This is a genomic window from Burkholderia sp. HAN2018 (assembly GCF_024704855.1).
Lineage (GTDB): Bacteria > Pseudomonadota > Gammaproteobacteria > Burkholderiales > Burkholderiaceae > Burkholderia > Burkholderia cepacia.
In genome coordinates this window covers 1-10,925 of sequence record NZ_QOBB01000226.1, presented here as the reverse complement: position 1 = coordinate 10,925, position 10,925 = coordinate 1, and the positions used below count along the sequence as shown (strand labels likewise).

The following is a 10,925-nucleotide window of genomic DNA, read 5'->3' as shown; positions in this document are numbered from 1 at the left end:
CTCCGCGCCGGCCGCCGCACCGGCTTCACCGCCGGCAACGTCGACTTCCGCCGCCCCCGCCCAGCCGGCCACCGCCGAACCCGCGCAGCCGACCGGCGCCGCCGCGTCGACGAAGGCTTATACGCCGACACCGCAGCAGGTCCGCTACGGCAATGCGATCGCATTCCGCACGCTGATCCCGTCGCCGCTGCTCGAGCAGCTCACCGCGAGCGAATACGCGCAGATCGTGCAGGCGGCCGCCGACAGCAACCGCCTGCTGCCGGCAAACCAGCCGCGCGTGAAACGTCTGCGCGCGATCGTCGCGAAGCTCGCGCCGTATTCGGTGAAGTGGAACGATCGCGTGAAGAACTGGGCGTGGGACGTGAACGTGATCCGCTCGCGCGACATCCGCCTGACCTGCCTGCCGGGCGGCAAGGTGCTCGTGTACGGCGGCCTGCTCGAGCGCCTCCGGCTGAACGACGACGAACTCGGTGTGCTGGCCGCGCACGGCATCGCGCACGCGCTGCGCGAACATGCGCGCAGCAACTTCAGCGCGGCATCGCAAACTTCGCTGCGCGCCGCCGCGTTGCCGCCGCTGTTCGGCGTCGGCGATCCGCTGCCGCAGGCGCTGAACCTCGGCGAGCGCCTGCAGTCGCTCCACTACGACCCGACCGACGAGACCGAAGCCGACGTGATCGGCGGCGACATCGCCGCCCGCGCGGGCTTCGATCCGCGCGCGGCGATCACACTTTGGGACAAGCTCGCGGCCGCGACGCGCGCGAACAAGGCCACGGGCTTCATCTACACGCACCCGTACGGCACCGCGCGGCGCCAGGATCTGCTGAACCGGCTGCCGGACCTGATGCCGCTGTACGCGAAGGCGATCGGCAAGCGTGTCGACTCACTGCCCGACTACGCGGGCATCAGCGCGCAGCGGCGCAAGGTCGTGCGGCGCGGCGCCACCGGCTGACGCCGGACGCTACGCGTCCGTATCGGCCACGGCCGGGCGAATCCCGATTTCGCGCATCCAGCGCACTTCGTCACCGGGGCTGCGGCCGAACAGCCGCTTGAACTCGCGGCTGAACTGCGACGCGCTTGCATAACCGACGCGCGCGGCCGCCGTACCGGCGCCGACGCCGTCCTGCACCATCATCAGCCGCGCCTGGTGCAGGCGCGCGGCCTTCACGTACTGCATCGGCGACGTCGCCGTCACGTGCTTGAAGTGCGCGTGGAACACCGCGAGGCTCATCCCGGCCTCGCGCGCCAGGGTCTCGACATCGAGGTCGGCCCTCAGCTCCGCATGGATGCGCCGCAACGCCTTCGCGATGCGGCCGAAGTGATGCTGCTGCACGAGCGCCGCGCGGATCGCGTCGCCCTGCGCGCCCGTCAGCACGCGATACGCGATCTCGCGCATGATCGCGGGGCCCAGCACGCGCGTGTCGTGCGGCGAAGCCAGCGCTTCGAGCAGCCGCACGACCGCATCGGCCAGCGGCGCGTCGAGCGGCGTCGAATAGACGCCGAGCGGTTCGCTCGCGGCCGCGCCGAGCGTCTCGTCGAGCAGGATCGCGAGTTCGGCGATCACCGCGAGATCGACGCGGATCGAGATCGCGAGAAACGGCTCCTCCGCGCTCGCGAAGGTCTCGCATTCGAACGGCAGCGGCACCGACAGCACCAGGTATTGCTGCGCGTCGTACACGAACGAGCGGTCGCCGAGATAACCGAGCTTGCGCCCCTGGCACACGACGATGATGCTCGGCTCGTACAGCACGGGCATGCGCGGCCCCGGACGGCTCACGCGAATCAAACGCACGCCGTCGAGCGCCGCGAGCGTGTCGCCCTCGTTCGGCGCGAGGCGCGTGTGCAGCTCGACCATGCGGCGCTGCACGCGGTCGCCCGTGTCGGCGAAAAGGGGCTCGAAGCTCATCTGCGTCATCCTGTCCGGCAAGAGAATCTGGCTCGCAATGTAGCATCTTGAATGCGTTTTGGCGGCCGTTTGCACGCAGTTCGAGAGGAATAGGCAAATCTTCCAGACCTTCGTGTATTTCATCGCGGCGCCGTGCTCCTTACGATGACGTCCTGCCTCGCCGCATCGCCATAGGGTGCGACGGCAGTTCGTTTCGCCGGATGTTTTCCCGGCCAAGGAGCCCCCTGCATGAGCACCACCTACGCTTACGCGGCAACCGATTCGCAGTCGCCGCTCGCCCCGTTCGAATTCCAGCGTCGCGCGCTGCGCGACCTCGACGTCCAGATCGACGTCCTCTACTGCGGCGTCTGCCACTCGGACCTGCACCAGGCGCGCAACGAATGGCGCAACACGATCTACCCGGTCGTGCCGGGCCATGAAATCGTCGGCCGCGTGACCGCGACCGGCCCGCAGGTATCGCGCTTCAAGGTCGGCGAGCTGGTCGGCGTCGGCTGTCTCGTCGATTCGTGCCGCACCTGCCCGAGCTGCGCCGACGGGCTCGAGCAGTATTGCGAGAACGGCTTCGTCGGCACCTACAACGGCCAGGACCGCGTGACGGGCGACGTCACCTACGGCGGCTACTCGACGCAGCTCGTCGTCGACGAGGCGTTCGTGCTGCGCGTGCCCGAGACGCTCGACCCGGCCGGCGCCGCGCCGCTCCTGTGTGCGGGGATCACGACCTACTCGCCGCTGCGGCAGTGGAACGTCGGCCCCGGCAAGAAGGTCGGCATCGTCGGGCTCGGCGGCCTCGGCCACATGGGCGTGAAGCTGGCGCGCGCGATGGGCGCGCACGTCGTGCTGTTCACGACGTCGCCGTCGAAGATCGAGGACGGCAAGCGCGTCGGCGCGCACGAAGTCGTGATCTCGAAGGACGAAGCGCAGATGAACGCGCACCTGAACAGCTTCGACTTCATCCTGAACACGGTCGCCGCGCAGCACGACCTGAACCCGTTCCTGCACCTGCTGAAGCGCGACGGCACGATGACGCTCGTCGGCGCGCCGGAGCACGACCATCCGTCGCCGCAGGTGTTCAACCTGATCTTCAAGCGCCGCCGCCTCGCGGGATCGCTGATCGGCGGGATCGCGGAAACGCAGGAAATGCTCGACTTCTGCGCGGAGCACGGGATCACGTCGGATATCGAGACGATTCCGATGCAGCAGATCAACGCCGCTTACGAGCGGATGCTGAAGAGCGACGTAAAGTACCGGTTCGTGATCGACATGGCATCGATCAAGCAATAAGCGCCACCGCCGGGCGGCCCGCACGATCGCCGCCCCAAATGAAACGGGCCGCATGTTCGACATGCGGCCCGTTCTGCATCCGGCGAACGGCGGGTTCGGGCGCTACGCGCGCGGCGCGGCGCCGGCAATCACTTCTTGTAGTCGTAGTCCACCGTCAGCGGCGCGTGGTCGCTGAACTTGATGTCCTTGAAGATCGATGTGCTTTTCGCGGTGCCGGCGACGCCCGGCGTCGCGATCTGGTAATCGATCCGCCACCCGACGTTCTTCGCATACGCCTGGCCGCGGTTGCTCCACCACGTGTACTGCTCGGCGCGCGGGTCGAGCGTGCGGAACACGTCGACGTAGCCGACATCGTCGAACAGCTTCGTGAGCCACTCGCGCTCTTCCGGCAGGCAGCCCGAGTTCTTCTGGTTGCTCTTCCAGTTCTTGATGTCGATTTCCTTGTGGACGATGTTCACGTCGCCGCACAGGATCACCTCGCGCTTCTTCTTGAGCTGGGCAAGGTGCGGCATGAACTCGTCCATGAAGCGGTACTTCGCCTGCTGGCGCTCCTCGCCGCTCGAGCCGGACGGCACGTACACCGACACGACCGACAGCTTGCCGTAGCGCGCCTCGACATAACGACCCTCGGCATCGAATTCGCTGCTGCCGAAGCCGATGATCACGTCGTCGGGCTCGCGGCGGCTGTACACGCCCGCGCCGCTGTAGCCCTTTTTCTCGGCGTGGTGAAAATAGCTCTTGAAGCCGTGCGGCTCGACGAATTCGGCCGGCAGGTCGTCGGCCGAGACCTTGATTTCCTGCACGCACACGCAATCGGCGTTCTGTTCGCCGAGCCACTCGAAGAAGCCCTTCTTCGCGGCGGAGCGGATGCCGTTCAGGTTGGCGGTAATCACTCGCATCATGTCGGATTCCGTTCAGTTCGATGTTTTACAGGGTGGCAGCTTAACGGATCTTCACGCCTTCGAGCTCGGGCTTCGGCGGCGGGAATTCCAGCTTCATGTCGGTCATCGTGCGCAGCAGCAGCTCGGCGATCATCACGTTGCGGTGCGTCTTCGAGTTGGCCGGGATCACGTACCACGGCGCATGCTCGGCGGACGTCGCGGCGAGCGCGTCGCGGTACGCGGACTGGTACGCGTCCCAGTGCTTGCGCGCGTCGAGATCGGAGATGTCGAACTTCCAGTGCTTGGTCGGATCGTCGATGCGCGCCTGCAGCCGCTCGCGCTGCTCGTCCTTCGAGATGTGCAGGAAGCACTTGATGATCGTCGTGCCGTTCTCGACCAGCATCGTCTCGAAATCGCGGATCTGCCGGTAGCGGCGCTCGCATTCCTTCGCGTCGATCAGGTCGAGCACGCGCGGCACGAGCACGTCTTCATAATGGCTGCGGTTGAAGATCGCGAGCTCGCCCGCGGCCGCCACCTGCGCATGCACGCGCCACAGGAAGTCGTGCGCGGCCTCGATCGGCGTCGGCGCCTTGAACGACACGACGCGCAGGCCGAGCGGATCGACCTCGCGGAACACCGCGCGCACGGTGCCGTCCTTGCCGCTGGTGTCCATCCCCTGCAGCACGAGCAGCACGCGCTTCTTCTGCTGCGTGTGCAGGCGCTCCTGCTGCACGTCGAGTTCGGTCGACACGACCGACAGCCGTTCGCGGTCGTCATCCTTCGAGCCGGACGAAAACGGCTTCGCGGCCGGGTCGAACGCATCGAGCTTGAATGCGGCGGCTTCCTTCTCGCGCGTGAAATAAGGCACGCGGAAATCGTCGAGCGACGGTTGTTTCGCCATTCGTTCCTCCGTTGGACGGTGTGACGCATACGATAACGCATCCGCCAAACGCAACGGGCCGCCCCGAACTGGTTCGGGGCGGCCCGTCGTCAAGCGCGGTTCAGGCGCGCGCTCATGCTCAGCCGAGCTTCTTCTTCAGCAGTTCGTTGACCTGCTGCGGATTGGCCTTGCCCTTGGTCGCCTTCATCGCCTGGCCGATCAGCGCGTTGAACGCCTTTTCCTTGCCCGCGCGGAATTCCTCGACCGACTTCGCGTTCGCCGCGAGCACTTCGTCGATGATCGCTTCCAGCGCGCCGGTGTCGGAGATCTGCTTCAGGCCCTTCGCGTCGATGATGCGGTCGGCCGCACCTTCGTCGTCCGGCTTCTCGTCCCAGATCGTCGCGAAGATTTCCTTCGCGATCTTGTTCGAGATCGTGCCGTCGGCGATGCGCTGCAGCAGCAGCGCGAGCTGCGCGGCCGACACGGGGATCGCGTCGATCTCGATGCCGTCGCGGTTCAGCTGCGACGACACGTCGCCCATCAACCAGTTCGCGGCGATCTTCGCGTTCGCGGCGCCGGCCTTCGCGACCACCGACTCGAAATACGCGGCCATCGCCTTGCTCGACGTCAGCACGCCCGCGTCGTACGCGGACACGCCGTACTGCTCGGCGAAGCGCTGCTGCATCGCGGCCGGCAGCTCGGGCATCCCGGACTGCACGCGCTCGATCCAGTCCTGGCCGATCACGAGCGGCATCAGGTCGGGGTCGGGGAAGTAGCGGTAGTCGTGCGCGTCTTCCTTGCTGCGCATCGAGCGCGTCTCGCGCTTGTCCGGATCGTAGAGGCGCGTTTCCTGCACGACTTCGCCGCCGTCCTCGATCAGCTCGATCTGGCGACGCACTTCGTAGTTGATCGCTTCCTCGAGGAACCGGAACGAGTTCAGGTTCTTGATTTCCGCGCGCGTGCCGAACTTCTCCTGGCCGACCGGTCGCACCGACACGTTCGCGTCGCAGCGGAACGAGCCTTCCTGCATGTTGCCGTCGCAGATGCCGAGCCACACGACGAGCCCGTGCAACGCCTTCGCATAGGCCACGGCCTCGGCCGCGCTGCGCATTTCCGGCTCGGTGACGATCTCGAGCAGCGGCGTGCCTGCGCGGTTCAGGTCGATCCCGGTCATCCCGGCGAAGTCTTCATGCAGCGACTTGCCTGCGTCTTCCTCGAGGTGCGCGCGGGTCAGGTTGACCGTCTTCTCGTACGCTTCCTTGCCGGCCTTTTCGTTGGCGGGCACCTGGATCGTGATCTGGCCGCCCTGCACGACCGGAATCTCGTACTGGCTGATCTGATAGCCCTTCGGCAGATCGGGGTAGAAGTAATTCTTGCGCGCGAAGATGCTGCGCGGCGCGATGGTCGAGCCGATCGCGAGGCCGAAGCGGATCGCCCGCTCGACCGCACCGCGGTTCAGCACCGGCAGCACGCCCGGCAGCGCCAGGTCGACCGGGCACGCCTGCGTGTTCGGCTCGGCGCCGAACTGCGTCGACGCGCCCGAGAAAATCTTCGAGACGGTCGACAGTTGCGCGTGCGTCTCGAGACCGATAACGACTTCCCATTGAGTAGCCATGTGCTTACACCCCTGCCGGAACTTGCTTATGCCAGTCGGTCGCGCGCTGGAACGCGTCGGCGACCTGCAGCATCCGGGCTTCGTTGAAATAGTTGCCGATGATCTGCAGGCCGACCGGGCGCTTCGCGTTCGCGCCCGCGCCGAAGCCGCACGGCACGCTCATGCCGGGCAGGCCCGCGAGGCTCACCGACAGCGTGTAGATATCCGCGAGATACATCTGCACCGGATCGTCGCCCTTCGAACCGAGATCCCATGCGACCGTCGGCGAGGCCGGGCCCATGATCACGTCGCAGGTCTTGAACGCTTCCTGGAAATCGTTCGCGATGATGCGGCGGATCTTCTGCGCCTGCAGGTAGTACGCGTCGTAGTAGCCGTGCGACAGCACGTACGTGCCGACCAGGATCCGGCGCTTCACCTCGGGGCCGAAGCCTTCCGCGCGCGACTTCTTGTACATGTCGAGCAGGTCGCCGTATTGCGCGGCGCGGTGGCCGAAACGCACGCCGTCGAAACGCGACAGGTTCGACGATGCCTCGGCCGGCGCGATCACGTAATACACGGGGATCGACAGCTCCGTCTTCGGCAGCGACACGGGCACGAGCGTCGCGCCGAGCGCTTCATACTGCTTCAGTGCCGCGTCGATCGTCGCGCGTACGTCGTCGGCCAGGCCGTCGCCGAAATACTCGTTCGGCAAGCCGATGCGCAGGCCCGCGAGCGGCTTGCCCGCATCGTTGCCGGCCGCCCACGGCTGGCCGAGGTGGCGAGTGAAATCTTCGTCGTCGCGATCGAGGCTCGTCGAGTCGCGCTCGTCGAAGCCGGCCATCGCGTTCAGCAGCAGCGCGCAGTCGGACGCGCTCTGCGCCATCGGGCCGCCCTGGTCGAGCGACGACGCGAACGCGATCATCCCGTAGCGCGACACGCGGCCGTAGGTCGGCTTGATGCCCGTCACGCCCGCGAACGACGCGGGCTGGCGGATCGAGCCGCCGGTGTCGGTGCCGGTTGCCGCCGGCGCGAGACGCGCGGCGACGGCGGCCGAGCTGCCGCCCGAGCTGCCGCCCGGCACGGCGTTCGTGTCCCACGGGTTCTTCACCGCGCCGAACGCCGAGTTCTCGTTCGACGAGCCCATCGCGAACTCGTCCATGTTGGTCTTGCCGAGCGTGACCATGCCGGCCGCCTGCAGGCGGGCGACGACGGTCGCGTCGAACGGGCTCGCGTAGTTCGCGAGCATCTTCGAGCCGGCGGTCGAGTGCCAGCCGCGCGTGACGAACACGTCCTTGTGCGCGATCGGCAGGCCGGTGAGCGCGCCGCCCGCGCCGCGCGCGAGCTCCGCGTCGGCAGCTTTCGCCTGCGCGAGGGTCAGGTCGGCATCGACGTGGACGAACGCGTTCAGGTCGCGCGCGGCGTCGATCCGTTTCAGGTAGAGCTGCGCGAGCTCGACGGCCGAGCATTCCTTGGCGGCGAGCGCGGCGCGCAGTTCGGTCAGGCTTTTTGCGTGCATTGAGTGGTTTTCCTGGGAATTCTGGGTGGCGCGCGGCGCTGGCCGGCGCGCTTGTCGTCGAATGCTTACTCGATCACCTTCGGCACGAGATAGAGGCCGTCCTGGACGGCCGGCGCCGGACGCTGGTTGTCGTCGCGATTGACGACTTCCGTCACGGCGTCGTCGCGCAGGCGCTGCGCGACATCCTGGATCTGTTCGATCGGGTGGGCGAGCGGCGCGATGCCGGCGGTGTCGACCGCCTGCATCTGCTCGACGAGGCCGAAGAGATCATTGAGCTGGCCGAGCATGTGCTCGGCGTCGGCGTCGGCCATTTCGAGTCGCGCCAGGTGCGCGATGCGTTTCACATCGGTCAGGGTCAGGGCCATGCGATCACCGGAAAAACAAGACTGCGCAATGCATCGAAAGCAGCACTGCGGCGGGGGGTTGGAGGGTGCGATCCCACCCTCAAAAATCGGGGCCGAAGCGGCAAAAATACCGCCCGTTTCGATTCAAATACCGTGAAATTATAAGGTATCATTACGCGTTCGACCCAAACCCGGCAGCCTTTTCCCGCACCGTTTCGCCCCGCTTCGGCAAGCCGTGCGTGCTTCGTGCGATCCCCGGTAGACATCACTCGCAGCTTCGTGCGCCGCGGCGGCCGCTTCCGCCACGCTTCCCGAGGCTGTTATTTTTTCCGCTGCCGCCCTCAGCGCTCGCTATGCAGGGCCGGCCCAGAGCGAAACAGGATTCTGAATGTTCGGTTTTTTGCGCAGCTACTTCTCCAACGATCTCGCGATCGACCTCGGCACCGCAAACACCCTGATCTACATGCGCGGCAAGGGCATCGTGCTCGATGAGCCGTCCGTCGTGTCGATCCGCCAGGAAGGCGGCCCCAACGGCAAGAAGACGATCCAGGCAGTCGGCAAGGAAGCCAAGCAGATGCTCGGCAAGGTACCGGGCAACATCGAGGCGATCCGCCCGATGAAGGACGGCGTGATCGCCGACTTCACCGTCACCGAGCAGATGATCAAGCAGTTCATCAAGACGGCCCACGAGTCGCGCATGTTCTCGCCGTCGCCGCGCATCATCATCTGCGTGCCGTGCGGCTCGACCCAGGTCGAGCGCCGCGCGATCAAGGAAGCCGCGCACGGCGCCGGCGCATCGCAGGTCTACCTGATCGAGGAGCCGATGGCGGCTGCGATCGGCGCAGGCCTGCCGGTGTCGGAAGCCACCGGCTCGATGGTCGTCGACATCGGCGGCGGCACGACGGAAGTCGGCGTGATCTCGCTCGGCGGCATCGTCTATAAAGGCTCGGTGCGCGTCGGCGGCGACAAGTTCGACGAAGCGATCGTCAACTACATCCGCCGCAACTACGGGATGCTGATCGGCGAGCAGACCGCCGAGGCGATCAAGAAGGAAATCGGCTCCGCGTTCCCGGGCTCCGAAGTCAAGGAAATGGAAGTGAAGGGCCGCAACCTGTCGGAAGGCATTCCGCGCAGCTTCACGATCTCCAGCAACGAAATCCTCGAAGCGCTGACCGATCCGCTGAACCAGATCGTGTCGTCGGTGAAGATCGCGCTCGAACAGACGCCGCCGGAACTCGGCGCCGACATCGCCGAACGCGGGATGATGCTGACGGGCGGCGGCGCGCTGCTGCGCGACCTCGATCGCCTGCTCGCGGAAGAAACCGGCCTGCCGGTGCTCGTCGCGGAAGATCCGCTCACCTGCGTCGTGCGCGGTTCGGGCATGGCGCTCGAGCGCATGGACAAGCTGGGCAGCATCTTCTCGTACGAGTGATCGTCTAGGCAGTCTTCCTGACATGACGCACCCGCGGCGTGGCCGGCTCGCTCATTCAGAACGAACCGCCGCGCCGTTTGCGCGTCTGAGCTTCATTTAACCGATCATTCGCGCCCGGCGCCGACCATGGAATACAGTCCGCCGCCCCTCTTCAAGCAAGGCCCGCCCGCGCTCGCGCGGCTCATCTTTTTCGTCGCCGTCGCGATCGCACTGCTGGTGTCGGACGCGCGCTTCAACACGCTCGAAATCGTCCGCGGCGTGCTCGGCACCGTGCTCTATCCGCTGCAGCGCGCCGCGCTCGTGCCGCGCGACCTGTTCATGGGCGCGGCCGACATCGCCGTCACCGGCGCGTCGCTGCGCCACGACAACGACGATCTCCGCAAGCGCAACCTGCAGCTGTCCACGCAGGCCAACCAGGCCGCCGTGCTCGCGCAGGAGAACGCGCACCTGCGCGCCGTGCTCGAGCTGCGCCAGCACATCGCGACGCAATCGACACCGGCCGAGATCCAGTACGACACGAGCGATCCGTTCACGCAGAAGATCGTGATCGGCCAGGGTTCGCAGCAGGGCATCCAGAACGGCGCGCCCGTCGTCAGCGAGAACGGCGTGGTCGGCCAGGTCACGCGCGTATTCCCGCTGCAGTCCGAAGTCACGCTGGTCACCGACCGCGATCTCGCGATTCCCGTGCAGGTGCTGCGCACCGGCCTGCGCAGCGTGATCTACGGCACGCCGAAGGGCGATTCGCTCGACCTGCGCTTCGTGCCGACGAGCGCGGATCTCGTCGTCGGCGACGAGCTCGTCACGAGCGGCCTCGACGGCGTCTATCCGCCCGGCCTGCCGGTCGCGAAGGTCGTACGCGTCGACAAGCTCGCCGATACCGCATTCGCGCGCGTGACTTGCGCGCCGATCGCCGCCGTGCGCGGCGCGCGCCAGATGCTCGTGCTGCATTACCAGAACGACATCCCGCCGCGCCCGGCCGAGCCCGATCCGGCCGCCGACAAGAACGCGAAGGGCAAGAAAGGCGCGAAAGCCGCCGCGAAAGGTGAGAAGGCCGACGCCGGCGCGAAGCCGGCCGCCGCGGCCCAGCCCGGCGC

At 66.8% G+C, this 10,925-nt stretch carries 10 protein-coding genes; 4 read left to right on the top strand and 6 right to left on the bottom strand.

Going from position 1 to position 10,925, the window contains the following annotated elements:
• A partial coding sequence (locus DPV74_RS33965) for a M48 family metallopeptidase (protein ID WP_162923211.1) occupies positions 1-949 on the top strand: 949 nt, incomplete at its 5' end.
• Positions 950-958: 9 nt separating this feature from the next.
• Here the strand turns inward: DPV74_RS33965 and DPV74_RS33960 are convergent.
• The gene (locus DPV74_RS33960) at positions 959-1,903 is read right to left on the bottom strand and encodes an AraC family transcriptional regulator (RefSeq protein ID WP_119338777.1); all 945 of its coding nucleotides are present in this window, start codon (positions 1,901-1,903) and stop codon (positions 959-961) included.
• A gap of 228 nt (positions 1,904-2,131) precedes the next feature.
• On the opposite strand from DPV74_RS33960, the gene DPV74_RS33955 reads away from it, so the two are divergent.
• Positions 2,132-3,184, top strand: a complete 1,053-nt coding sequence (locus DPV74_RS33955; RefSeq protein WP_027788861.1) for an NAD(P)-dependent alcohol dehydrogenase — start codon at positions 2,132-2,134, stop codon at positions 3,182-3,184.
• Positions 3,185-3,312: 128 nt separating this feature from the next.
• On the opposite strand, the gene DPV74_RS33950 is transcribed toward DPV74_RS33955, so the two are convergent.
• The 5 genes from DPV74_RS33950 to gatC form a co-directional block, all read right to left on the bottom strand.
• Positions 3,313-4,086, bottom strand: a complete 774-nt coding sequence (locus tag DPV74_RS33950) for an exodeoxyribonuclease III (protein WP_021158564.1) — start codon at positions 4,084-4,086, stop codon at positions 3,313-3,315.
• Positions 4,087-4,126: 40 nt separating this feature from the next.
• Positions 4,127-4,966, bottom strand: coding sequence for a polyphosphate kinase 2 family protein (locus DPV74_RS33945; protein WP_027788860.1), 840 nt, complete (start codon positions 4,964-4,966; stop codon positions 4,127-4,129).
• 118 nt (positions 4,967-5,084) lie between these two features.
• Complete coding sequence (gatB, locus tag DPV74_RS33940) at positions 5,085-6,560, bottom strand: Asp-tRNA(Asn)/Glu-tRNA(Gln) amidotransferase subunit GatB (RefSeq protein WP_021158566.1); 1,476 nt, start codon at positions 6,558-6,560, stop codon at positions 5,085-5,087.
• Positions 6,561-6,564: 4 nt separating this feature from the next.
• Positions 6,565-8,055, bottom strand: a complete 1,491-nt coding sequence (gatA, locus tag DPV74_RS33935) for an Asp-tRNA(Asn)/Glu-tRNA(Gln) amidotransferase subunit GatA (protein WP_027788859.1) — start codon at positions 8,053-8,055, stop codon at positions 6,565-6,567.
• A 65-nt stretch (positions 8,056-8,120) separates the two neighbouring features.
• Entirely contained in the window at positions 8,121-8,420 is a 300-nt protein-coding gene (gene gatC / locus DPV74_RS33930; RefSeq protein WP_060062917.1) for an Asp-tRNA(Asn)/Glu-tRNA(Gln) amidotransferase subunit GatC, read from the bottom strand.
• A 367-nt stretch (positions 8,421-8,787) separates the two neighbouring features.
• Between gatC and DPV74_RS33925 the strand changes: the two genes are divergently transcribed.
• Positions 8,788-9,831 (top strand): rod shape-determining protein, encoded by a 1,044-nt coding sequence (locus DPV74_RS33925; protein ID WP_004189550.1) that lies wholly within the window; start codon positions 8,788-8,790, stop codon positions 9,829-9,831.
• 126 nt (positions 9,832-9,957) lie between these two features.
• Positions 9,958-10,925, top strand: a 968-nt coding sequence (gene mreC, locus DPV74_RS33920; RefSeq protein WP_119338776.1) for a rod shape-determining protein MreC, incomplete at its 3' end; no start/stop codon positions are given.

Excerpts from the sequence above, each read along its gene's own strand:
- gatC (WP_060062917.1), bottom strand. The coding sequence starts at position 8,420 with ATGGCCCTGACCCTGACCGATGTGAAACGCATCGCGCACCTGGCGCGA.
- gatB (WP_021158566.1), bottom strand. The coding sequence starts at position 6,560 with ATGGCTACTCAATGGGAAGTCGTTATCGGTCTCGAGACGCACGCGCAA.
- DPV74_RS33945 (WP_027788860.1), bottom strand. The coding sequence starts at position 4,966 with ATGGCGAAACAACCGTCGCTCGACGATTTCCGCGTGCCTTATTTCACG.
- DPV74_RS33960 (WP_119338777.1), bottom strand. The coding sequence starts at position 1,903 with ATGAGCTTCGAGCCCCTTTTCGCCGACACGGGCGACCGCGTGCAGCGC.
- gatA (WP_027788859.1), bottom strand. The coding sequence starts at position 8,055 with ATGCACGCAAAAAGCCTGACCGAACTGCGCGCCGCGCTCGCCGCCAAG.
- DPV74_RS33925 (WP_004189550.1), top strand. The coding sequence starts at position 8,788 with ATGTTCGGTTTTTTGCGCAGCTACTTCTCCAACGATCTCGCGATCGAC.
- DPV74_RS33955 (WP_027788861.1), top strand. The coding sequence starts at position 2,132 with ATGAGCACCACCTACGCTTACGCGGCAACCGATTCGCAGTCGCCGCTC.
- DPV74_RS33950 (WP_021158564.1), bottom strand. The coding sequence starts at position 4,086 with ATGATGCGAGTGATTACCGCCAACCTGAACGGCATCCGCTCCGCCGCG.